At 44.3% G+C, this 24,012-nt stretch carries 18 protein-coding genes; 10 read left to right on the forward strand and 8 right to left on the reverse strand.

Translation table 11 applies throughout. The features are described 5' to 3' along the window. Window positions 1-525 precede the first annotated feature (525 nt). The 3 genes from dprA to QVP90_RS19080 all read right to left on the reverse strand — a co-directional run bounded on the left by dprA (window position 526) and on the right by QVP90_RS19080 (window position 3,502). A complete protein-coding gene (gene dprA, locus QVP90_RS19070; RefSeq protein WP_021937314.1) occupies window positions 526-1,647 on the reverse strand; it encodes a DNA-processing protein DprA in 1,122 nt (373 codons plus the stop codon). After that, window positions 1,647-2,048 carry an acyl-CoA thioesterase gene (locus QVP90_RS19075; RefSeq protein ID WP_007479630.1) on the reverse strand — a complete coding sequence of 134 codons (402 nt, stop codon included), beginning with the start codon at window positions 2,046-2,048 and terminating at the stop codon, window positions 1,647-1,649. Before QVP90_RS19075 ends, dprA begins: the two co-directional genes overlap by 1 nt. A 188-nt stretch (window positions 2,049-2,236) precedes the next feature. Continuing rightward, the gene (locus tag QVP90_RS19080) at window positions 2,237-3,502 is read right to left on the reverse strand and encodes a peptidase U32 family protein (protein WP_007479628.1); all 1,266 of its coding nucleotides are present in this window, start codon (window positions 3,500-3,502) and stop codon (window positions 2,237-2,239) included. Window positions 3,503-3,616: 114 nt separating this feature from the next. Between QVP90_RS19080 and dusB the strand changes: the two genes are divergently transcribed. Both dusB and QVP90_RS19090 read left to right on the forward strand, forming a co-directional pair. Next, on the forward strand, window positions 3,617-4,597 hold the full coding sequence (dusB, locus tag QVP90_RS19085; protein ID WP_021937316.1) for a tRNA dihydrouridine synthase DusB: 981 nt from the start codon (window positions 3,617-3,619) through the stop codon (window positions 4,595-4,597). Between the two features lie 84 nt (window positions 4,598-4,681). Further along, window positions 4,682-6,502: an LPP20 family lipoprotein gene (locus QVP90_RS19090; protein WP_007479626.1), complete on the forward strand. Its 1,821-nt coding sequence runs from the start codon at window positions 4,682-4,684 to the stop codon at window positions 6,500-6,502. A 395-nt stretch (window positions 6,503-6,897) separates the two neighbouring features. On the opposite strand, the gene QVP90_RS19095 is transcribed toward QVP90_RS19090, so the two are convergent. Both QVP90_RS19095 and QVP90_RS19100 read right to left on the reverse strand, forming a co-directional pair. Further along, window positions 6,898-7,863 (reverse strand): phosphatase PAP2 family protein, encoded by a 966-nt coding sequence (locus tag QVP90_RS19095; RefSeq protein ID WP_007479624.1) that lies wholly within the window; start codon window positions 7,861-7,863, stop codon window positions 6,898-6,900. Continuing rightward, window positions 7,854-8,861, reverse strand: a complete 1,008-nt coding sequence (locus tag QVP90_RS19100) for an NAD-dependent epimerase/dehydratase family protein (RefSeq protein WP_007479622.1) — start codon at window positions 8,859-8,861, stop codon at window positions 7,854-7,856. Before QVP90_RS19100 ends, QVP90_RS19095 begins: the two co-directional genes overlap by 10 nt. 298 nt (window positions 8,862-9,159) lie before the next feature. On the opposite strand from QVP90_RS19100, the gene rnr reads away from it, so the two are divergent. Together rnr and QVP90_RS19110 are read left to right on the forward strand one after the other, a co-directional pair. Beyond that, entirely contained in the window at window positions 9,160-11,301 is a 2,142-nt protein-coding gene (gene rnr, locus QVP90_RS19105) for a ribonuclease R (protein WP_021937317.1), read from the forward strand. A gap of 137 nt (window positions 11,302-11,438) precedes the next feature. Next, window positions 11,439-11,912 (forward strand): pyridoxamine 5'-phosphate oxidase family protein, encoded by a 474-nt coding sequence (locus QVP90_RS19110; RefSeq protein ID WP_021937318.1) that lies wholly within the window; start codon window positions 11,439-11,441, stop codon window positions 11,910-11,912. A 150-nt stretch (window positions 11,913-12,062) separates the two neighbouring features. On the opposite strand, the gene cysK is transcribed toward QVP90_RS19110, so the two are convergent. Next, window positions 12,063-13,007 carry a cysteine synthase A gene (gene cysK, locus QVP90_RS19115; protein WP_021937319.1) on the reverse strand — a complete coding sequence of 315 codons (945 nt, stop codon included), beginning with the start codon at window positions 13,005-13,007 and terminating at the stop codon, window positions 12,063-12,065. Between the two features lie 235 nt (window positions 13,008-13,242). Between cysK and QVP90_RS19120 the strand changes: the two genes are divergently transcribed. After that, window positions 13,243-15,837 carry a beta-mannosidase gene (locus QVP90_RS19120; protein ID WP_021937320.1) on the forward strand — a complete coding sequence of 865 codons (2,595 nt, stop codon included), beginning with the start codon at window positions 13,243-13,245 and terminating at the stop codon, window positions 15,835-15,837. 271 nt (window positions 15,838-16,108) lie between these two features. Here the strand turns inward: QVP90_RS19120 and QVP90_RS19125 are convergent, their stop codons facing one another. After that, window positions 16,109-17,308 carry a sugar MFS transporter gene (locus QVP90_RS19125; RefSeq protein WP_007479612.1) on the reverse strand — a complete coding sequence of 400 codons (1,200 nt, stop codon included), beginning with the start codon at window positions 17,306-17,308 and terminating at the stop codon, window positions 16,109-16,111. A gap of 51 nt (window positions 17,309-17,359) precedes the next feature. After that, window positions 17,360-18,886 (reverse strand): arylsulfatase, encoded by a 1,527-nt coding sequence (locus QVP90_RS19130; protein ID WP_021937321.1) that lies wholly within the window; start codon window positions 18,884-18,886, stop codon window positions 17,360-17,362. A 339-nt stretch (window positions 18,887-19,225) separates the two neighbouring features. Between QVP90_RS19130 and araJ the strand changes: the two genes are divergently transcribed. The 5 genes from araJ to QVP90_RS19155 all read left to right on the forward strand — a co-directional run bounded on the left by araJ (window position 19,226) and on the right by QVP90_RS19155 (window position 24,012). Further along, window positions 19,226-20,368: an MFS transporter AraJ gene (araJ, locus tag QVP90_RS19135; protein ID WP_021937322.1), complete on the forward strand. Its 1,143-nt coding sequence runs from the start codon at window positions 19,226-19,228 to the stop codon at window positions 20,366-20,368. A gap of 108 nt (window positions 20,369-20,476) precedes the next feature. Beyond that, complete coding sequence (gene ychF / locus QVP90_RS19140) at window positions 20,477-21,580, forward strand: redox-regulated ATPase YchF (RefSeq protein WP_005928207.1); 1,104 nt, start codon at window positions 20,477-20,479, stop codon at window positions 21,578-21,580. A gap of 3 nt (window positions 21,581-21,583) precedes the next feature. After that, complete coding sequence (locus QVP90_RS19145) at window positions 21,584-22,492, forward strand: ketopantoate reductase family protein (RefSeq protein WP_021937323.1); 909 nt, start codon at window positions 21,584-21,586, stop codon at window positions 22,490-22,492. 18 nt (window positions 22,493-22,510) lie between these two features. Continuing rightward, window positions 22,511-23,374 carry a prolipoprotein diacylglyceryl transferase gene (gene lgt, locus QVP90_RS19150; protein ID WP_005928203.1) on the forward strand — a complete coding sequence of 288 codons (864 nt, stop codon included), beginning with the start codon at window positions 22,511-22,513 and terminating at the stop codon, window positions 23,372-23,374. Next, entirely contained in the window at window positions 23,371-24,012 is a 642-nt protein-coding gene (locus QVP90_RS19155) for a chloramphenicol acetyltransferase (protein WP_021937324.1), read from the forward strand. The genes lgt and QVP90_RS19155 overlap by 4 nt, the downstream gene beginning before the upstream one ends.

Consider the following 24,012-nt stretch of genomic DNA (forward strand, 5'->3'; position numbering starts at 1 on the left):
TTCAAAAAAAGACGTAACATCTTTTTTCCGGCAAACGTTTTTTATTTTTCAGCATGCTTATTCTATATATTTCGCCCCCCTTCACAGGCTTCACCTTTTTTAATCAAACTCCCTATTCATCGGTGATACAGAGTGAAGGGCCGTTCCCGCTCTTCCGTCTCCATGCACTTACACGTATCTGAAATCACAACATTTCTCAAACAGACTTGTACGCAACCCTGCCATAGGACTATTGTTCGCAAATCAAACTGTATTTATCCTCCATAAACGATGTTCTTATGCACATTCACTTTTCCCGATTCTTCGGGATAAAGAGCTTAAATTACATTGAATATACCCATCCTGAGTGTATTCGTGTACGATAACAGTGAAAAACCGTGAAAGAAATTAAAAGAGAACCAATATCAAGAATAAAATTTGGTGGGAACAGGCAAAAACTTTACATTTGCAATGTGATTTTTTTCATAGTATTAGATTTAAGGTTAACAAAGGTTGGAGCAAGGCGTTGCTCCTTTTTTTTGCTCTTTACCGAAGCAGTTGATACATACCGCCTGCCAATACACGTATCACCCCTTTCATTTCTAACTCAAAAAGTATGGCATTCATCTTATGCACAGGAATATCCGCTTTTACCACTAACGTATTTATCTGCTGATCGCCCTGCTTGTCAAGAATAGAAACAACCTGTTGTTCTTCTTCCGACAATTCAAGAAACAAACTTCGTTGAATACTTTCCGTTTTTGAAAAGACAGGGGAAACTCCCCAGCCCATAGCCTTTACAAAATCTTCGGCCGACAGAAGAAGAGCCGCTTTATTATCCCGGATCAACTGGTTGCAGCCGATAGAAGAGGCATCCATCGTACGGCCGGGAAAAGCAAAACAGTCGCGATGATAGCTCTCGGCAATGTCGGCAGTAATCAGCGAGCCTCCTTTAGAAGCAGATTCCACCACAATTGTGGCATCGGACATACCTGCCACAATACGGTTACGGCTTATAAAGTTATGCTTATCAGGATTGGTTCCGGTAAGGAATTCCGTTAAAAGACCGCCTTTTTGCAGCATATCAACAGCCGTCTTCCGATGGACAGAAGGATAAATACGGTCGAGACCGTGTGCCAATACTCCGACCGTAGAAAGATCATTGGCCAAAGCAGCGCGATGGGCATGAATGTCGATACCGTAAGCAAGGCCGCTTACCACAAGTACGTCCGGACAGAGGATCTTCAGATCACGAAGAAAAGAAGCACAAAGCTGTTTTCCATAATCGGTAGCATTACGAGTACCTACCATATTGATGACACGCAGAGAATTCAAATCGGCCGCACCTTTAAAAAAGAGTACGACAGGAGCATCATCACATTCACGGAGACGGGAGGGATATCGCTCGTCAGTGAAAGCAAGGCACGAAATATGATTCTTCTCTGCAAATTCAAACTCCTGTGTAGCACGCGACAAAGCCTGCGGACAATCTAAAGCCTCTACCACACGGCTATTGACACCGGGCAAACGATCGGGAAGTTCTTTTCGATAGCGAAACACATCAACAGCATTTCCAACCCCATCCAGCAACTTCTTGGCCCAAATATGCCCAATTCCCGGAATCTGCGTCAAGGCAATGCTGCAAATACACTCTTCAGGACTACTCATCAGAGGTAAGGTGCAAAAACGGTATCAAACAATGTGCTGTTACTCAAACGTCCGTTCACCACACAGACCGTCTCAACCGTTGATTTCACCACTACTTTCTGATCGTTTTTACGAAAGATATCCTGATAGAATACATATTTGATCCCTTCCTTCTTCATATAAAGTTTAGAGACAAACTCATCACCACTCTTTAAAGGAGTTTTAAAAGCCATATTGATACGGGCTACAACAGGATCGACACCCTGCTCGTGAAGTACGGCAAAACTAACTCCGACAGAAGAAAGAAACTCATGACGGGTGTGCTCCAAATAATGCTGATAATTGGCATTATTGACAATGCCCTGCAGGTCGCACTCATAGTCGCGCACCTTCATCTCCAGTTCATAAATATATTTATCCATAAAAAATAATTTGTCAATTAAATAATGTGCCAATATGCCAATGTGCCAATTGGAGAATGTATCAATTAAGCAATGCACTAATCAAAATAATGTAACAATTAGATAATATACCCATTATCTGTGCCGTCATGACATATGCCGCAGGGAAAATTGGCACATTGGCATATTGGCACATTATTTATGGCACATTATTCAATTCCTTTAAATTTCTTCAATTCTTCCGTTGAAACGAGTTTATAGAGCTTATCGCTCGGCCGTACTTTATCCAGCTTCATGGAGAAACGCTCTCCTTTTTTTACGGTCTGCACGGGCTTCAAATCTACACGAGCCTCCTCAAGTGTGGCAAACAGCGCACCGGTAGTCGGACCGGTCACCAACAGCTTATCACCCACATTCAGCTCAGCCGCTTCCACCAAAAACTCCGCAACCCCGATATTATTGAAATACCGGATTCCTTTCCCCACATAAATTTTGCGTTCCGTAGCGGCCGAACCATAATTTTTCGTCCATTCACCCAAGCGTTGCCCTAAGTAATAACCGTCCCAAAAGCCACGGTTGAACACTGTTTTCAGACGTTCGTCCCATTCAGCGATCTTCTCATCGGTAAACGTGCCTTCCAGATTGGCTTGAATGGCCTGCTTATAGCACTCCACCACCGTACGTACATACTCCGGCCCGCGAGCACGGCCTTCTATTTTGAATACCCGCACACCGGCATCCATCATCTTATTCATGAAGTGGATGGTCTTCAAATCTTTAGGAGACATAATATACTGGTTATCAACCTCTAACTCCACATCGGTCTCCTTATCGCGCACCGCATAAGAACGGCGGCACACCTGCATGCAAGCACCCCGATTGGCCGAACTGTTCATCTCATGCAATGAAAGATAACATTTGCCCGAAACTGCCATGCACAATGCACCGTGACAAAACATCTCGATGCGTATCTGTGCCCCCGAAGGACCGCAAATATTCTCTTCCCGGATATGACGGTAGATCTCGGCCACCTGTTCCAGATTCAATTCACGGGCAAGCACCACCACATCGGCAAATTGTGCATAAAACCGCAACGCCTCCACATTCGATATATTCAACTGAGTAGAAAGATGCACCTCCTGACCGATCCGACGGGCATAGCTCATCACCGCCACATCAGCAGCAATCACGGCAGAAATACCGGCCTCCTTTGCCGCATCCACAATGGTGCGCATCAGCTCCAGATCGTCATCATATATGATCGTATTTACCGTCAGATAGCTCTTCATCCCATGTTCGTCACAGGTACGGGCAATCTCCCTTAAGTCGTCAATCGTAAAAGTATTGGCCGAACGGGCACGCATGTTCAGATTGGCAATACCAAAATAAATGGAATCGGCTCCCGCCTGAATAGCTGCCGCAAGCGACTCACGGGAACCCACCGGAGCCATTATCTCAAAGTCATTTATATTCATAATTTACGATTGAAAATAGATTTATCATGATGCAAAGGTACAATTTAATCCGTATTTTTGCAGCGATAAAGAAAGTTACTTCAATCGTAAACCGCATAATTAAGTAAACAACAAATGAAAATAAGCCATATAGATTTGGGTGAACACCCTATTTTCTTAGCCCCGATGGAGGATGTTACCGATCCCGCTTTCCGTCTGATGTGTAAAAAGTTTGGAGCAGATATGGTATACACCGAGTTCGTTTCGAGCGACGCACTGATACGTTCGGTCAATAAAACCACGCAGAAGCTCACGATTTGCGATGAAGAACGCCCCGTTGCCATACAGATATACGGCAAAGACACCGAAGCCATGATAGGAGCCGCACGAATCGTAGAAGAAGCACGTCCCGACATACTGGACATCAACTTCGGATGCCCCGTAAAGAAAGTAGCCGGAAAAGGCGCCGGTGCCGGAATGTTGCAGAATATTCCGAAAATGCTTGAAATCACCCGCGCCGTAGTAGATGCCGTGAAAATACCGGTTACCGTAAAAACCCGGCTGGGCTGGGATGCCGACCATAAGATCATCGTCGATCTGGCCGAACAATTGCAAGACTGCGGCATTGCCGCATTGGCCATCCACGGACGTACCCGTGCACAGATGTACACGGGAGAAGCCGACTGGACGCTGATCGGCGAAGTGAAAAACAACCCGCGCATGCACATCCCGATCATTGGCAACGGTGACATCACCTCGGCCATACGGGCAAAGGAATGCCTTGACCGCTACGGAGTGGATGCCATCATGATCGGTCGCGGCAGCATCGGCCGGCCGTGGATTTTCCGCGAAGTAAAACACTTCTTAGAAACAGGTAACGAACTGCCGCCCGAAACTTTCGAATGGTATCTAAACGTACTCCGCGAAGAGGTACTCAACAGTGTAGCCCGCCTGGACGAACGCCGGGGCATCATACACATACGCCGCCATCTGGCTGCAACACCCTTGTTCAAAGGCATTCCAAATTTCCGGGAAACCCGCATTGCCATGCTAAGAACAGAATCGGTAGAAGAACTTTTCCAAATTTTCGACAAAATAAAGCCGGAAGGTGAATAAAAAAGAGATAGACTTTAATCGCATAATTATAAAAAAGTTATTACTTTTGCAAGAAAATGAACCTCTTATAACGTAACAAACAATATGAGAAAACTGCTATTTCTTGTTATGCTGACATTCAGTCTCCCACTGCTTCGTGCACAATCTGTAGAAGAAATACAGAACAGCAAAGAATATATTTGGGGAACAGGAAACGCTTCCACGCTTAAGAAAGCCGACAATGAAGCTCTGGCTGCATTAATCAGCCAGATTTCCACCAATGTATCCAGCCAATTCAGCCAGCTCACCGAAGGAGGGACAGACGGAGACAAGGCTACGGTGGACGAGACCTTCAAATCGGTCATCAACACCTATTCACGGGCTACCCTGAACAACACCCGTCGCATCGTCATACAAAACGAACCGGAAGCAGCTGTCATGCGCTACATCAAAGTGAGCGAGATACAACGTATTTTCGAAGGCCGCAAAACCAAACTGCTCGACTTTACCCAAGAAGCGATAAAAGCCGAGAAAAAGGCACAGGTAGCCGATGCCCTACGTTATTATTACTGGGCTCTTATCTTGCTGCAAAGTTATCCGGACGGCAATTTCCTCACCATGAAAGACGAAGAAGGCAAAGAGCAATTACTATGCAATTGGATTCCCAAACAAATGAATGAGATCTTTTCGCATCTGGAAGTCTCTATCAACGAGGTGCATATCGACGGGGATCTGAAAACCATCGATCTGAAAGTACTCTACAAAGGCAAACCCGCCCGCAATTACGACTACACTTATTTTGACGGGCGCGATTGGTCGAACATCTTTTCGGCAAAAGACGGACTGGGCATCATCGAAATGCCGGCCGTAGCCAATGCCAAAGGAATGCAGATCAAAACAGAATACATGTTCGAAGGCGAATCGAATATCGACAATGAACTGGCAGAAGTGATGCAATCGGTAAACCCGATCCCTATGCGCAATTGCTATTTAAAACTGGAAGGTGACGAACCCAAACCGGGAGAATCCGCCTCTGAAGAGCCCCTGCAAGCTGTCTCCGGTGATAGTGCCAAACAGACAGAATCCGCCATGCATTACCTCGCCGATGAAGCCACCACCATTTACCAAAACACCATAGACGAAGTAGAAAAGGCAATCCGCTCTAAGAACTATACGAACATACAATCCATATGCACGCCGGAAGGTTTTTCCATGTTCAATCAACTTATCAAATATGGCAATGCCAAAATAATAAAAGAGCCTGAACTCAAATACCTGGAATGCAATGGTGAAATCACCTGCCGCAGCCTTCCTATGAGTTTCAGTTTCAACGGCAACCGGCGCACATTCGTCGAGGACGTTGTATTCACCCTGACTAAAGAGGGGAAAATAGACGCGATCTCATTCGGACTCAACAAAGCGGCCGTTGACGACATCATGAATCAAACCTCTTGGGGAGACGACGTGCGTAAGGTACTGATAAACTTCCTCGAGAGCTACAAAACAGCCTATGCGTTGAAACGTTACGATTACATCAATAGCATCTTCTCGGATGATGCTCTGATTATCACCGGTTCCGTCTTGAAACACAAAGTGGCGAACGAAAACCAGCCAATGAGCAAAGATGCCGTCAAATATACCCGTCAGACGAAAAGCGAATTCATGAAAAGACTGAAACACATCTTCGCAGGCAACGAGTATATCAACATCCGTTTTGCTGATAATCAAGTGCGTAAATCCGGAGTAGGAGGAGAAATCTATGGCATCCAAATCAAACAGGACTACTTTTCATCCAGTTACGGCGACACAGGGTATCTTTTCCTGATGGTAGATCTCAATAATCCCAAAGAACCGATTATCCATGTACGTACATGGCAACCGGAAAAAGACCCGAACTTCGGACTGATCGATTTAAGTCATTTTTAAATAACAGGCGGCCCGCACGGAAATTCCATGCGGGCCGCACTCTTTATCATACCCTTTCACATCGTACCTCAACTTTTACATCTCCCTTAAAAAGTTTTGTCACTGAAAACCGTGACACGTATTGATTTTATAAGTTAAAATTTAATCATTTCCCATCATTTTATTTGCCAAATTAAACCGGAAATACAAACATTCATTATATTTGCGAAGAATAATCCAACGATCTTTGCCATTACATTATCCTCCGTACTCTTAACAATAAAACCCTATAATCTTCTCTACATAAGGCGAGGCTCCTCCGGCATTCTAACAACAAATGCCGGGGGAGCTTTAAATAAAATAAAGCATCGATTACTATTTATTTTTTATGGACGGCATTCTCTTCCCTGTTCACCTTACTTGAACATCGGCACCGCAAACCATTTCTTGAACATCTTCGTCACAAGGACATACATCACGAATGCAGAAACAAACCCGACAACCGCATCAATCAGATAATGGGCCTGTATGTAGACAGTAGCACAACAAAGCAGCACATAAAACGGCATCAAAATAGCGAACAACCACTTGCTGCCACGCCATGCCATAATCATCAGGATAGTAGAAATCCCCACATGCGAACTGGGAAAAGCAGCCGTAGGCCGTTCGCCGACCTGCTGCGACCCCTCTACCAAATTATAAAAGAAGCCATGCTCATATCCCGGACCGGGAAGTAACTCCTGATGATAATTGAAATAATCACCGATGGCAAAAAATGTCCCGTGTTCTGCATTTTCCAACCCGATGGCCGGGAAATAATACTGAGGACCTGCAACCGGAACAAATATATAAATCAGATAATAGATAAAAAACGAAGTAACCAATACAAAAGAAAGCTTTTCGAACAACTCGAACCGGTAAATGAAATAAAACAGTGTAACTACCAGAATCATCGGATAATAAGAAAAATAGCCTAAATTAAAAGCCTCGCTCATCCATTTCTGCGGAAGAAGATAACAAAAATGAAGGGCAGGCTGAGTTCCAAACATCCATTGTTCGGCCGAAGCAAAAATATGATCTAAATTGGGAAAGAAACGGTTAAATTCATAAGTATCCGGATACCAATAAGAAAGCAGGCTCATCTGAATGGCAATACGCACAAATGCGGAAAACTTACAAGGTGCCAGCCGGTAGAGATACATCAGCAGAAACGTCATACCGGCAATCATAACCCTGTCGAGCAACATATGCCAGGGATGATCCATCCGCTGAAAAAGGAACAGAATCAATATGGAAGTTAACAAATTATATATCAGTGTCACCTTCTCGACAGCGAACAGTCCCTTGCGGGTCTCTACACGTTTAAATAAATCTAGAGCCATCCTTCATTCTTATACCAGGCAATGGCCTCTTTCACTCCTTTTTCAAGATCGTATTCCGGAACGTATCCCAGTTCTTTCATGACAGGAGTTATATCGCATTGCCAGTTTCGTTGTTTCATTATCTTATACTTATCCGAATTCAGTGTACTGCTCTTTCCCGAACGGGTAGCCACGAATTCAGCGAGCAAAGATACAACTTTAAGGACAATTAACGGACATCTCAATCGAATAACATATGGATTCCCCAATTCTTTTCGTATCAGATCGGAAAATGCACTGCTTTTATAGACTTTTCCATCAGAAAGAAAATAAGCACGACGGGATATCTGTTTCTCTATCCCTAAGAAAATGGCCTGAACAATATCTTTCACATATACAAAAGTAAGATCCTGGCGCTTGAAGCCAACCGAAAAATCCATATGATTGCGAATCGATTTCGCCATCAGGAAATAATCCATCTCACGCGGACCGTATACTCCCGTAGGACGATAAAAGACATAAGGGAAACCGGGAATACTCTGTATATACAATTCTGCTTTAAGTTTACTAAGCCCGTAAGCAGTATTCGGAGCACAAATATCGGTCTCCTTTATCGGAGCATAATCTTTCTCGTGCACCGGTCCGAAAACACTCAACGTACTGATATAAATAAACTGTTTGGGAACCATATTCAACTCCCGTAGCGTATCGACAAAATACTTCGTCTGCAAGTAGTTGACAAGATCGAACTCTTTCTTATCCCTGCACTTGGTCAGTCCGGCGCAATGTACAATGTAATCAAACTTATTATAAGTACCTTTATGCCCGGACAACTGTGCCCTCAGCTCATTGGGATGGGCAAAATCCAGTTCCAGAAAATGGATCTTACGCTCACGCAAATATTTCTTACTACTCGACGAACGAATGCCTGCCCACACAGCAAATTTACGCTTCAATGCTTCTTCCACAATGAAACTGCCGATAAATCCGCTTGCTCCTGTTATTAAGATACTTGCCATAAGAGATAATTATTCAATGTGCCAATATGCCAATGTGCCAATTACCATTCGGATAAACAGCGCAGCCAATTGGCACATTGGCATATTGACACATTGACACATTATTAAATTTCATTCCGAGTAGGATTTTCTGCCCCCAATTTGTTATAATATTAATCAACTCGCGGGCAAATGTACATGAAAATCTTGAATTATTAATATTTAATCATTTACTTTGTATCTATTAATAATTAGAAACCAGCGTATAAGATACGCACTTACCACCTGGCCTGCATACTAAACTTATAATTTAAAAAATATGGCGAAAAAGAAAGAAAAGAAAGCCGGTAAACGAATGAAGAAAAAAGAACTGGCAAACATATTAATGGATTTCTTCCATACCAAACAGGAAGAGGTTATCAGCCTTAAATATCTTTTCGCGGAATTACATCTTACCACACATCCCCTGAAAATGCTGTGCATGGATATTCTCGCGGATATGCTGGCAGACGACTACATAACGGAAGTCGATAAAAACAAATACAAACTCAACAATCACGGTATCGAGATGACAGGGACTTTCCAACGGAAAAGCAATGGAAAGAACTCATTTATTCCCGAAGGCGGAGGCGAACCCATATTCATAGCCGAACGCAATTCGGCCCATGCCATGAATAATGATAAAGTAAAGATAGCCTTTTTTGCCAAACGCAAGCACCATGATGCCGAAGGAGAAGTGATCGAAATTCTGGAACGCGCCAACGACACCTTTGTGGGTACGCTGGAAGTAGAGAAGTCTTATGCTTTTCTGGTAACCGAAAACCGGACACTGGCCAACGATATTTTCATTCCGAAAGACAAACTGAAAGGTGGAAAGACCGGAGACAAAGCAGTGGTAAAGGTGATCGAATGGCCGGACAAAGCCAAAAATCCGATCGGACAGGTGATCGATATTTTAGGAAAAGCAGGGGATAACACAACCGAGATGCATGCCATCCTGGCGGAATTCGGCCTGCCCTACGTTTATCCGCAGGCTGTAGAGAAAGCTGCCGATAAAATCCCGGAGGAAATCACAGCGGAAGAGATAGCCAGACGTGAAGATTTCCGTAAAGTAACGACTTTCACCATCGACCCGAAAGATGCCAAAGACTTTGACGATGCGCTTTCTATCCGTAAACTAAAAGATAATTTATGGGAAGTAGGCGTACACATAGCCGACGTGACCCATTATGTAAAAGAAGGAAGTATCATCGATAAGGAAGCCGAGAAACGCGCAACGTCCGTTTATCTGGTAGACCGTACCATACCGATGCTGCCCGAACGTCTCTGCAATTTCCTCTGCTCCCTGCGTCCACACGAAGAGAAACTCGCATTTTCCGTCATCTTCGACATCACGGAAAAAGGAGATGTGAAAAATTCCCGTGTCGTACATACAGTGATCTATTCTGACCGTCGTTTCACTTACGAAGAAGCACAACAGATCATCGAAACCAAAAACGGTGACTTTAAAGATGAAGTACTGATGCTGGATACGATTGCCAAAGCTTTACGAGAAAAGCGTTTTGCCGCCGGTGCCATCAATTTCGACCGTTACGAAGTAAAATTCGAGATAGATGAGAAAGGAAAACCGGTCAGCGTCTATTTCAAAGAATCGAAAGATGCCAACAAGTTAGTGGAAGAGTTTATGCTGCTTGCCAACCGGACGGTAGCCGAGCAGATAGGCCGTGTACCTAAAGGCAAAAAGGCCAAAGTCCTGCCTTACCGTATTCACGACCTGCCCGATCCGGAAAAGTTAGACAACCTGAATCAGTTCATTGCGCGTTTCGGATACAAACTGCGTACCAGTGGTACCAAAACGGATATTTCAAAATCCATCAATCACCTGTTGGATGATATACAGGGAAAAAAAGAAGAAAACCTGATCGAAACAGTTTCTATCCGTGCCATGCAGAAGGCCCGTTATTCAACGCACAACATCGGCCACTACGGCTTGGCATTCGATTATTATACTCACTTCACATCACCCATCCGCCGTTTCCCGGATATGATGGTTCATCGGTTAGTTACCAAATACCTCGATGGTGGAAGAAGTGTTTCGGAAAGTAAATACGAAGACCTGTGCGACCACAGCTCGAACATGGAACAAATTGCCGCCAATGCCGAACGTGCTTCCATTAAGTATAAACAAGTGGAATTTATGAGTGAACGGGTAGGTCAGACCTACGACGGAGTAATTTCCGGAGTTACGGAATGGGGGCTTTATGTAGAACTCAACGAAAATAAATGCGAGGGTATGATACCGATGCGCGATTTGGATGATGACTACTATGAGTTCGACGAAAAGAACTATTGCCTGCGGGGACGTCGCAAAAATCACACCTATAGCCTGGGAGATGCCATCACTGTTAAAGTGGCACGAGCCAATTTGGAAAAGAAACAACTCGACTTTGCATTAGTTTAATAATGTGAATAATGTGCCAATATGCTAATATGCCAATGTGTCAATTAGCTGCGCTGTCCAGCCGAATGGCAATTGGCACATTGGCATATTGGCACATTGGCACATTATTGATTTGATATATTATTGAATTATTTAAAATGAAAACTGTTATCATAGAAGACAGACAACGAGTGGAAGAGATCATCTCCCGTTGCGATATCTGTTTTGTCGGCATCACCGATCTGGAAGGAAATCCATACGTAATACCCATGAATTTCGGTTATCAGGAGGGAGTTATCTATCTGCATTCCGGCCCTACCGGAAGCAGTATCAATATGCTGGCGCAAAACAACCATGTGTGTATCACTTTCAGCACAGATCACGAACTGGTATTCCAGCATCCCAAAGTAGCCTGCAGTTACCGTATGAAAGCCAAGAGCGTCATTTGCCGTGGAAAGGTAGGATTCATCGAAGATATGGACAGTAAACGGGAAGCACTGAATATCATCATGAAACATTATAGCAGCCGGGAATTCGTATACTCCGACCCGGCTGTAAGAAATGTGAAAATATGGGAAATACCTATTGATAGCGTGACAGCCAAAGAATATGCTGCCCCGCATAATAGTTGAAAGCCTTATTTAGTTGAAAGTTGAGAGTTGAAAGTTGAAAGTTACTATGCAGTGCGTGTGTATAGCGCAGCTAACTTTCAACTTTCAACTCTCAACTTTCAACTAAATAAGGCTTTCAACTATTATGCGGGGCAGCATATTCTTTGGCTGTCACGCTATCAATAGGTATTTCCCATATTTTCTCGACAAGTAGCGTTCTCCTGTATCAGGCAGTAGTGCTACTATTGTTTTACCGGCATTCTCCGGAAGTTCGGCAAGTTTGGTAGCAGCGTATACGGCAGCTCCCGAAGAGATACCTACCAGTAATCCTTCTTTTATAGCCAGTTCACGACTGGTCCGGATAGCATCGTCATTCTGTACCTGTACTATTTCATCTACTACCGAAGCATCATAAGTTTTCGGGATAAATCCTGCACCGATACCTTGTATCTTATGAGGACCAGGCTTACCGCCGGATAAAACCGGAGAATCCGCAGGTTCCACAGCCACTACCTTTATTAAAGGATTATGAGCTTTCAACGCCTTACCGACGCCGCTTACTGTCCCCCCTGTACCGACTCCAGCCACAAATATCTCAACCCTGCCATCCGTATCGGCCCAGATTTCCTGTCCGGTAGTCCGTACATGCACAGCCGGATTGGCAGGATTCTCAAACTGCTGCAATATCACTGCACCGGGAGTATTTGCTTTCAATTCTTCCGCTTTGGCGATAGCACCCTTCATTCCGTCGACACCGGGAGTCAATACCAACTCGGCCCCTAAAGCCTTCAGCAAATTCCGTCGTTCTACACTCATGGTATCCGGCATCGTCAGAATCAGTTTATATCCCTTAGAAGCAGAAACAAAAGCCAGTCCTACCCCCGTATTTCCACTGGTCGGCTCAATAATAGTGGCACCGGGCTTTAAAGCACCTTTCGCCTCCGCATCTTCCACCATTGCCAGCGCAATGCGGTCTTTTACACTTCCTGCCGGATTAAAATACTCCAACTTTACTACCACGCGGGCTTTCAATCCTTTACTTGCATTGTAATTACTCAACTCCAACAACGGAGTGTTGCCAACAAGGTCCGTCAGCTTTTTCGCTATCTTTGCCATACTTATATTGTATTTAAATATCCATTCTTTTATTATACGACAAAGATAGGGAGGTTTTAGTTCGCCGGAAATACCACACTTGTGGTAAATTCGTACTACAAATAAGGTATAAACACGAAAAACAACCCCTAATATTCAGAATAGTATCAGCATTCAATAAAATTTCATCATTCGATAAAGGTAATTTTCCATACTTTTGCAAATAGAAGTCCACAACACATAGAACGAATATATTATGAAGGAACTGAAATCAACCGTGAAACGTACCGGCTTACTGGCCTCATCACTCCTATGCAGTGCTTTACTGATGGCCGTCCCGTTCCGGAAAGAACTGAATGAAGGCTGGAAATTCAAACAGGCAAGACTTACCAACTGGTATCCGGCCACCGTACCGGGTGTGATACATACCGATCTGCTGGCTAATAAAATCATTGAAGATCCGTTCTTCCGGCTCAACGAAAGAGGGCTGCAATGGATCGACAAAGAAGACTGGATCTATGAAACCACTTTTTCTCTCCCGGCAGAAATCATGCAGAAACAAACTATCAGACTCATATTCAAAGGACTGGATACCTATGCAGATGTCTACCTGAACGAAAAAAAGATACTGGCAGCCAATAATATGTTCCGTGAGTGGCAAGTCGATATAAAACCCTATCTGCTGCCGGATGATAATAAGCTGAAAGTTTACTTCCACTCACCCATCAAAATGGATATCCCTAAATGGGATGCGCTTCCCTATCATTACGAAGCATCCAATGACCAATCGGAGAATGGCGGAGTATTCGATAAGAAGGTCAGCGTCTTCGCCCGCAAGGCAGGCTATCATTACGGATGGGATTGGGGACCGCGTCTGGTCACATCGGGCATCTGGCGCCCCGTTTTTATAGAAGCATGGGACGATGCACATATTCACAATATTTTTATCCGGCAAAAAGAAGTAAACAAAAACCGGGCAACCATCACCGGAGAAGTAGAAATAGAAGCAGACAGAGATTTCGACCAAGCCATTGTCTCCATTACGGATAATAAATCCGGTAGAGTGCTGGGACAACAAAGATTATCTCTCAAAAAAGGGCTCAACAAAGCAACCGTTTCTTTCGTCCTCAAAAACCCGAAGCTTTGGTGGAGCAACGGACTGGGAGAGCCGTACCGTTATGACTTCCGGACAGACTTATCTATCAACGAACGATTTACAGACAGCCAAACAGAGAAAATAGGAATCCGCTCCTTAAAGATTATCAATAAACCCGACAAGGACGGAAAGACATTCTATGTAGAACTAAACGGGCAACCCGTTTTTGCAAAAGGCGCCAATTACATTCCTCAGGACAATTTTCTGCCACGCGTCACAGAAGAAAGATACCGGAAAACCATTCTCGACGCAGTCAATGCCAATATGAATATGCTGCGCATCTGGGGAGGAGGTATTTACGAAAACGACCTCTTCTATGATCTTTGCGACCAATATGGTATACTGGTTTGGCAGGATTTCATGTTCGCATGCAGCCTTTATCCTGCCGAAGGCGAATTTCTTGAAAATATCCGCCAGGAAGCGATCGACAACATAAAGCGCCTGCGCAATCATGCTTGTATCGCCCTTTGGTGCGGTAACAATGAGTGCAATGATGCCTGGTTCAACTGGGGATGGCAAAGGCGATATACCCAGCAGAATCCGGAGTACGAGCAACGGATATGGAAGCAATTTACCGATCAATATTACGTGACGCTTCCCGAAGTCGTTCAAAAATATGCTCCCGAAAGTTTTTATTGGCCCTCTTCTCCTTTTGCCCGTTATGACGGCGGCAGCGACGATCGCAACGGTGACCGTCATTATTGGAACGTATGGCATTCCAAAGAACCGATCAACAGCTACAACAAAGCACGCAGCCGCTTTTTCAGCGAATATGGTTTCCAGTCGTTTCCGGAATTTGAATCGGTAAAGCGCTATGCTCCCTACCCGGAAGACTGGGACATCTACTCGGAGGTAATGATGTCTCACCAACGCGGTGGCGCGCATGCCAACGGACTGATCGAAACATATCTGTTGAACGAATATCGTCAACCGAAAGATTTCGAAGCTTTCCTCTACATGAACCATGTATTACAGGGAGATGCCATCAAAACGGCTATTGAAGCCCACCGACGGGACATGCCTTATTGCATGGGAACACTTTTCTGGCAGCACAACGACTGCTGGCCGGTGGCCTCCTGGGCAAGCCGCGACTATTACGGACGCTGGAAAGCGCAACACTACTTTGCCCGTCAGGCCTATCGTGATCTGCTCGTCTCCCCCATTGCCGATGAGGAAGGTATGCTGAACATCTATGTGGTTTCCGACCTCCCGGCTTCTTGTAGCGGTACCCTCGATGTAAAAGTTATCAAACTGACAGGTGAAATCATCAGCGACTTCCGGCAAACCGTAAAGATAGCCGCCAATACGAGCCGCAAGCTCTTTTCCATTGAACTGGACAAAGCACTAAAAAATATCCCTAAAGAAGACGTTTTCATTTATGCCCGGCTTACAGATAAGAATAAAAACATTTATTCGAATCAATACTTTTTAGTCAAGCAAAAAGAGGTCAATTATCCCAAAGTATCGATTACACGGGACATTAAACCGGTAGAAGGAGGTTTCGAGGTAACCCTGAAAAGTGATTATTTTGCACGGGCTGTATTTTTAAGTACAGGTGATGCAGAAAGCTCTTTCAGCGACAATTACTTTGACATACTGCCGGGCACTCCCGTATCGGTTGTTATTTATACCGTTTTATCGCAGTCGATGTTGGAAAAGCAACTGAAAGTAATATCACTCAGTGACGAGTATTAATAGAAACCAAGATTGAAGCAAACCCGTTTGGTTGTCTTTCAAAAGTATTCCTTAATATTATTATAAATAAGCATAGTATACTCTTTTACTACTTAAAAGTATACTTCTGTCTCTCTTCCCTATAGAATCAAGAAGTAAAAACATGCCCATGTTTTATGTCAGAACATGGGCATGTTGTCTTATACAACATGGGCATGTTTTCATTAACAACATCCGGATGTTTTATAATGATAAACCTGTCAAATTATATACAATGGTTCTTGATAAAAGCTCAATATGATTTTGCCACATTCACTCTCCAAGCATACAACATAACTACCATAAAAGAGAGTAAAGGCACTATAAAAGAGAAAGACATCGTAGTTTGATCGGCTACATATCCCATCATTAACGGGCCTACCGCCCCACCGACAGGTGACATCATCAAAAATGAGGAAGCGCGCTTCGTATGTCTCCCCAATCCTCTCAAAGAAAGGGCAAAAATAGTAGGAAACATAATAGCTTCAAATGCATAACCCAAGAAAAGGGCAATCAGGGAAACCATCCCCAAGTTCAGCACAAGCAATAAAGAAGTGATCACCGTGCATATGGTGCAAAATAATAATACTTTCTCTGCACAAATGCGCTGCATAATCCAGCTACCGGCAAAACGTCCGCACATAAACAGGCCCAATCCTCCGAAAGAGAGCACGACAGAAGCATCCCGGGCATTCATCCAGCCATCGTCTACCACGTAATTGATAAAGAAACTGTTAATGGAAATCTCAGCTATCTCATAACAGAACAGGGCGGCAACACCCAAAATAAAAAGTTTATGCGACCATAATCCTCCCACCTTTTCCTGTTCCTTGTTTTCTTCTTCATGGACTATTTCCGGCAACCTGATCTTAGAGAAAACCATAGCGACTGACAATACCACAATACCCATCAACGTATAGGGCAAAGCGATGGCGGGTGATCCGTCTTCTGAGAACAATAATAATCCGCCTACCAACGGCCCACAGATACACCCCAAGCCATTGAATGACTGGGCCAGATTCAACCGGCTGGCAGCAGTCTCCCTGTCCCCCAACTCTGTCATATAGGGATTGGCAGCAGTCTCCAGAAAAACCAAACCACAGGCGATGACGAACAAAGAAAACAGAAAGAAATTGAACGACATCCAATATTCTCCGGGAATAAATAATAGAGAACCGAGCCCGTAAAGCAGTAATCCGAAGACAACACCACGGCGATAACCGTATTTATTAATAAACAGTCCGGCCGGAATCGCCATAACAAAATATCCCAAATAAAACATCACCTGCACCCATGCCGAATGGGCCCGGCTAATAACCATTACATCCTGAAAATGTTTATTCAACACATCAAGAATGGCATGGGCAAATCCCCATAAGAAAAATAAAGAAGTAACCAGGATAAAAGGAATCCTATATTCCTTTTTCACCAATGCATATCTCTGCTTTTGCATAATTTCAAACTAAATGGACGTGCAAAGATAGACAAAATATAAAAACCAATCTTATTCACTTGCCTCTGTCTTGGGGTAATTGGGACTATAAAGCAAAGTTTCTTTCCGAACCACCAATTTTCCATCTTTCACAAACCCTTCTCCCCGTTCACTCAAGTGTTTCACCATTGCCCCACGCAATTCTTCCAGTTTATGTTTATAACGTTTTTCCGACACAAGATTTTTCTGTTCTCCCCTATCCTTTACCAGATCAAACAACTGTTCCTCACCTGTATGAAAATTCCATATATATTTCATCTTACCGTCCGTCAAACCACACCAATAGTTTTCTTTAGCATAACAGGTAGCATGCTCCAAATCAATATACTGTCTCCAGCCGGATTTTCTATTTTCATCCATCAAAGCCAATAAAGAAAGTCCGTCCATATCCTGCGGAACCTGTGCGCCGGAAACTTCTAAAAAAGTAGGCAGAAAATCCCGCAACTCTACCGGCTCATCTATTTGGGCTCCCTTTTTTACACCAAACGAATCGGGCCATTTCACAATATAGGGCACATGTGTAGAACCTTCATAAGGGTAGGTCTTCCGCCAATGGTAATGATCACCTAACATATCCCCATGATCGGAGACATAACAGATTAAAGCATTGTCATACATCCCTTTGTCTTTCAAGACCTGTACTATTTTACCTATTTCCTCATCAATAAATGTCACATTTGCATAATAGTACTTGCGGGAATTCCGGGCATATTCCGTCCCAAAGTTGGCAAATGGAGCGTCTTTATCCGCTTTCGCCGGATCAAGCAGGGCAGCATACCTGTCACACCAATCCCCCATATAAGGTGCCGGAATTTCTTTATCCGAATATTCATCCAAGAGCCGTTGGGGAGGATCGTACGGACTATGCGGCCGTGCAAAAGAAACTTTCAGAAAAAGAGGTTTTTCGTTATCGTAATTCCGGATCAATTCACAGGCCATCTTACCTGTCCAGGCTGTGGGATGTAGTTCTTCAGGCAATTTGTAAATGCCTGCCCTGTGCTCGTTCCAACCGATACCTGTCAAATCCGGATCTCCACCCGGCATTTGAAGCTGTAGCCATAACCAGTAATCACTGATAAAGTCTTTTGACTCGGCACGCCCGCTCTCGTCTATCAATGTCCCCTGAAAACCATGCAAAGCCTTCTGCGGGAACCAATGCATCTTTCCAATGCCGAATGTATAATAGCCTTGTTCCGTCAACATGGCGGGCATTTCATATTTGTACTCTTCGGCCACCCTTCCATAACCCAGCATACCGTGATGCCAAGGAGACATACCGGTCAATAGCCCGGCGCGTGCCGGCGTACTACTCGGTGTCGAAGAATAGCCGTTACAAAACAAGGTCCCTTCCCGGGATAACTGATCTATATTGGGTGAGATGACGGATTCATTTCCCATACATCCCAAAGCATCGGCACGGTGCTGATCGGACATAATCAGAATAATATGAGGTTTTTGCTGAGCATTTGCCTGCTGAGCCGAAAGTCCGGCCCCGGAAGCCAGCACTAACATACTGTTTAATATCGGAAGTGTTTTCATTGTCACAAAGGTTAATTTATATAATCATAATTTTAGCACAAATCATAAAAGGCTGTTTTACAAAAAAGAAAGAGCCGGTCATCAAGTCACCGTCCAAAACGATATTTTCAACAAAGATAAACAAAAAGTAGTATATGGAGCATAAGAAACCTTTTTCTTCAGTCTACAAAATAAACAATCGGCCGTTTTCAGACAGAACAAAAAGGCCGAATAGACGAAATGTAAAAAATGACATAAATCAAGAAAAAAGGGGATAAGCTCAAAAACAAGAGAGCACTGATCGCTGTTTTTCATGATTGTTGTAATTTTGCCGCCGGTAAAAAGATTGGTATAGTTAATATGAAAAAAAGTCTGATCGCATTAGCATTCGGTACCTTGGGATTGGGTATCGCAGAGTTTGTCATGATGGGTATTCTGCCCGATGTGGCGCATGATTTCGGTATCAGTATCTCCCAGGCAGGACATTTCATTTCTGCCTATGCGCTGGGAGTATGCGTAGGGGCACCTATGCTGATACTTGCCCGCAAACATCCGTTGAAACGTATTCTTCTGATACTCGTCACGCTGATCATGATAGGAAATATAAGTGCGGCTCTGGCACCCGATTACTGGATATTGTTGTTGGCCCGTTTCATTTCCGGACTTCCACACGGTGCTTATTTCGGAGTAGGCTCTATTGTGGCCGAAAAATTGGCAGATAAAGGTAAAGGTTCGGAAGCCGTCTCTATTATGGTAGCTGGGATGACGATAGCCAATCTTTTCGGTGTTCCGTTGGGAACATCATTGAGCGCCGCTATTTCATGGCGCATGACCTTCTTGTTGGTAGGTTGTTGGGGAATGATTATACTCTACTACATCTGGCGCTGGGTTCCACAAATAGAAAGCCTGCCCGATACAGGATTAAAAGGACAGTTCCGCTTTCTTAAATCTCCCGCCCCCTGGCTGTTGATAGGAGCAACCCTGTTGGGAAACGGCGGCGTATTCTGCTGGTACAGTTATATCAATCCGCTACTGACCCATGTATCCGGATTCCATCCTCAGAGCATTACTTTTCTAATGGTACTTGCCGGTTTCGGTATGGTTGTAGGAAATCTTGCCAGTGGACGTTTGTCCGATAAATACAAACCGGGACGAGTGGCAGCTACCGTACAGGCATGCATCTGCGTCACCCTATTGCTCATATTCTTTTTATCATCCGTTTCGTGGCTGTCCGTATTGCTGATGTGTCTTTGTACGGCAGGACTGTTTGCCCTCTCCAGTCCGCAACAAGTCTTGCTGATACGTTATTCAAAAGGAGGAGAGATGTTGGGAGCAGCCAGCGTACAGGTGGCATTCAATTTGGGAAACGCAATCGGTGCTTACTCCGGCGGATTGGCATTGCAAGCAGGACTTGGCTATCAATATCCTGCATTGATAGGTGTCCCTTTCGCTTTTGCAGGATTTATACTGCTGACTGTATTTCACAAGAAATATGAAAATTGAGAACATAATTGCTTGCCTGCAAAAGAATAGTTATCTTTGCGCCCATATTTTAAACAGTACGTACTGTTTAATGTGCATTGATAATAAATAAAATAACAAAATAGATAAATGGCATTGCAATGTGGTATTGTCGGACTGCCGAACGTGGGTAAGTCGACACTTTTCAACTGTTTGTCAAATGCGAAAGCACAAGCGGCAAACTTCCCTTTTTGTACAATAGAACCGAATGTAGGCGTAATTACCGTCCCGGACGAACGTCTGAATAAGTTGGCGGAACTGGTACATCCGCAACGAATCGTACCCACTACGGTAGAAATCGTGGATATCGCCGGATTGGTAAAAGGAGCCAGTAAAGGCGAAGGATTGGGCAATAAATTTCTTGCTAACATCCGCGAAACAGATGCTATCCTGCACGTACTCCGTTGCTTTGACGATGATAACGTGACACACGTAGACGGAAGTGTAAATCCGGTACGCGACAAAGAAATCATCGACTACGAATTACAACTGAAAGACCTCGATACCATCGACGCCCGCATACAGAAAGTGCAGAAACAGGCACAGACCGGTGGAGATAAAGCAGCCAAACAAGCCTACGACGTATTGGTGAAATACAAAGAGGCATTGGAGCAAGGGAAATCAGCCCGTACTGTACAATTCGAAACAAAAGACGAGCAAAAGATTGCCCGTGAACTTTTCCTGCTTACCAGCAAACCCGTGATGTATGTCTGCAACGTAGACGAAGCCAGCGCAGTAAGCGGAAACAAATACGTAGACATGGTACGTGAAGCTGTGAAGGACGAAAATGCAGAGATTCTGATTGTGGCCGCCAAAACAGAATCGGACATTGCCGAACTGGAGACTTATGAGGACCGTCAGATGTTTCTTGCCGAAGTAGGTCTGGAGGAATCGGGTGTAGCCCGTCTTATCAAATCAGCCTACAAGCTATTGAATCTGGAAACCTATTTCACGGCCGGTGTACAGGAAGTACGGGCCTGGACATACGAAAAGGGCTGGAAAGCTCCCCAATGCGCCGGAGTGATCCATACGGACTTTGAAAAAGGATTCATCCGTGCAGAAGTCATCAAATACGACGATTTCATCCAATACGGTTCGGAAGCTGCCGTGAAAGAGGCAGGCAAGTTAGGCGTAGAAGGAAAAGAATACATAGTACAAGACGGAGATATCATGCATTTCCGCTTTAACGTATAATTTATGAATTATCTCATAGCAGGAACCGGAGGTGTAGGAGGCAGTATTGCCGCTTTTCTTGCTCTGGCGGGAAAAGATGTTACCTGTATAGCTCGCGGGGCACACCTCGAAGCGATACAAACAAACGGTCTGAAACTAAAATCAGACTTGAAGGGGGATCATACCATCGCTGTGAAAGCCTGTACGGCAGAAGAATACGACGAAAAGGCAGACGTAATATTCGTTTGTGTAAAAGGTTATTCCGTCGATTCCATTACAGAACTGATAAAGCGTGCCGCCCACGAAAAAACAATTGTCATTCCCATATTAAATGTGTATGGCACAGGACCACGCATCCAACGCCTTGTGCCGGGAGTTACCGTTCTGGACGGTTGCATCTACATCGTAGGCTTTGTATCCGCACCGGGAGAAATCACTCAGATGGGAACCATTTTCCGCCTGGTATACGGAGCACATAAAGGCACAGACGTATCTCCCGAACTGCTTGAAGCCGTGCGTGACGAACTGGTGGAAAGCGGAATCAAAGTAGACCTATCGCCTGACATTCAGCGGGATACATTCATCAAATGGTCATTCATCTCGGCAATGGCCGTCACCGGTGTCTACTACGACGTCCCAATGGGTGAAGTACAGAAACCGGGCAAAATACGCGACACCTTCATCGGCCTTTCTACGGAGAGCGCTGCATTGGGCAAAAAACTCGGTATAGAATTTCCCGAAGATCCCGTTGGTTACAACCTTAAAGTAATCGATAAACTCGACCCTCAAAGCACTGCTTCCATGCAGAAAGACATGGCAAAAGGTCATGAATCCGAAGTGCAAGGGTTACTCTTCGACATGATAACAGCCGCCGAAGAGCAAGGAATAGATGTACCCACTTATCGGGAAGTCGCTAAAAAATTCAGATCATAAAATTAAACCTTATAAGTTATGAACACTTTCTTATTATCTATCAATTGGAACCCAAGTCCCGAACTGTTCAATCTTTTCGGACTCCCCGTCCGTTATTACGGATTGCTATGGGCGGTTGGCATCTTTTTGGCTTATATCATCGTTCATTATCAATACCGTGATAAAAAGATAGATGAGAAGAAGTTCGATCCCCTGTTTTTCTACTGTTTCTTCGGCATCCTTATCGGTGCCCGACTGGGTCATTGCCTGTTTTACGATCCGCAGACCTACCTGACCAGCTTCAAAGGATTTTGGGAAATGATACTTCCTGTCAGATTTCTGCCCGACGGAGGATGGAAATTCACCGGTTATGAAGGACTTGCCAGCCACGGTGGTACATTGGGGCTGATGATCGCCCTCTGGCTCTACTGCCGGAAGACCAAAATGCACTACATGGATGTAGTGGATATGATTGCCGTAGCCACTCCTATCACCGCCTGCTGCATCCGTCTGGCCAACCTGATGAATTCGGAAATCATCGGTAAGCCGACCGATGTGCCCTGGGCTTTCATCTTCGAACGGGTAGACATGCTTCCCCGCCATCCGGCACAACTGTACGAAGCAATTGCCTACTTCCTGCTTTTCCTCGTAATGATGTATCTCTATAAGAATTACAGCAAAAAGCTGCATCGCGGTTTCTTCTTCGGACTCTGCCTGACGGCTATTTTCACATTCCGTTTCTTTGTAGAATTCCTCAAAGAGAATCAGGTCAGCTTTGAAAACAATATGAGTCTCAACATGGGACAGTGGTTGAGTATCCCGTTCGTTATCATCGGCGTTTACTTCATGTTCTTTTACGATAGAAAAACGAAGAAAGAAAATAAAGAAGCAATCAAGAAATGAAACATATCATAGACATAAATACCTGGGAACGGAAAGAGAATTACGAATTCTTTCTTGGTTTTCAAAACCCTACAATCTCTATCACTTCCGAAGTAGAGTGTGCCGGAGCAAAAGCACGTGCCAAAGCTGCCGGCGAATCATTCTTCCTCCATTATCTTTATGCGGTACTACGTGCCGTTAATGAAATTCCGGAGTTTCGCTTTCGTATAGATGCAGAAGGCAGAGTGGTCTATTTTGATCATGTGGATATGCTGACTCCCATAAAGGTAAAAGAAAACGGACGCTTCTTCACCATCCGCTTGCCGTGGAACACCGATTTCCAGACTTTCTATACGACAGCAAAAGCAATTATCAATGATATCGATCCTAATGGGAATCCTTATGATATGGAGAAGGTAGGCGGTAAAGATCTGCTCGATGTCATATTGCTAAGCGCCACTCCCGATTTATACTTCACTTCACTGACCTGTACGCAAGAACATCGCCACGGCAGCAATTATCCGTTAATGAACGCCGGGAAGGCAATACTGAAAGAAAGAAAATTAGTGATGCCGATCGCCATGACCATTCATCACGGATTTATAGACGGACATCATCTTTCACTCTTTTATAAAAAGGTAGAAGAGTTCCTGAAATAA

It is taken from the genome of Bacteroides sp. CAG:189 (assembly GCF_000432295.1).
GTDB classification, from domain to species: domain Bacteria; phylum Bacteroidota; class Bacteroidia; order Bacteroidales; family Bacteroidaceae; genus Bacteroides; species Bacteroides salyersiae.

Coding starts and splice junctions, on each gene's coding strand:
- QVP90_RS19125 (WP_007479612.1), bottom strand. CDS start 17,308: ATGCAAAAGCAGAGATATGCATTGGTGAAAAAGGAATATAGGATTCCT.
- QVP90_RS19155 (WP_021937324.1), top strand. CDS start 23,371: ATGAAACATATCATAGACATAAATACCTGGGAACGGAAAGAGAATTAC.
- cysK (WP_021937319.1), bottom strand. CDS start 13,007: ATGGCAAAGATAGCGAAAAAGCTGACGGACCTTGTTGGCAACACTCCG.
- rnr (WP_021937317.1), top strand. CDS start 9,160: ATGGCGAAAAAGAAAGAAAAGAAAGCCGGTAAACGAATGAAGAAAAAA.
- dusB (WP_021937316.1), top strand. CDS start 3,617: ATGAAAATAAGCCATATAGATTTGGGTGAACACCCTATTTTCTTAGCC.
- QVP90_RS19145 (WP_021937323.1), top strand. CDS start 21,584: ATGAATTATCTCATAGCAGGAACCGGAGGTGTAGGAGGCAGTATTGCC.
- QVP90_RS19095 (WP_007479624.1), bottom strand. CDS start 7,863: ATGGCTCTAGATTTATTTAAACGTGTAGAGACCCGCAAGGGACTGTTC.
- ychF (WP_005928207.1), top strand. CDS start 20,477: ATGGCATTGCAATGTGGTATTGTCGGACTGCCGAACGTGGGTAAGTCG.
- lgt (WP_005928203.1), top strand. CDS start 22,511: ATGAACACTTTCTTATTATCTATCAATTGGAACCCAAGTCCCGAACTG.
- QVP90_RS19090 (WP_007479626.1), top strand. CDS start 4,682: ATGAGAAAACTGCTATTTCTTGTTATGCTGACATTCAGTCTCCCACTG.
- QVP90_RS19120 (WP_021937320.1), top strand. CDS start 13,243: ATGAAGGAACTGAAATCAACCGTGAAACGTACCGGCTTACTGGCCTCA.
- QVP90_RS19080 (WP_007479628.1), bottom strand. CDS start 3,502: ATGAATATAAATGACTTTGAGATAATGGCTCCGGTGGGTTCCCGTGAG.
- araJ (WP_021937322.1), top strand. CDS start 19,226: ATGAAAAAAAGTCTGATCGCATTAGCATTCGGTACCTTGGGATTGGGT.
- QVP90_RS19075 (WP_007479630.1), bottom strand. CDS start 2,048: ATGGATAAATATATTTATGAACTGGAGATGAAGGTGCGCGACTATGAG.
- QVP90_RS19100 (WP_007479622.1), bottom strand. CDS start 8,861: ATGGCAAGTATCTTAATAACAGGAGCAAGCGGATTTATCGGCAGTTTC.
- QVP90_RS19110 (WP_021937318.1), top strand. CDS start 11,439: ATGAAAACTGTTATCATAGAAGACAGACAACGAGTGGAAGAGATCATC.
- dprA (WP_021937314.1), bottom strand. CDS start 1,647: ATGAGTAGTCCTGAAGAGTGTATTTGCAGCATTGCCTTGACGCAGATT.
- QVP90_RS19130 (WP_021937321.1), bottom strand. CDS start 18,886: ATGAAAACACTTCCGATATTAAACAGTATGTTAGTGCTGGCTTCCGGG.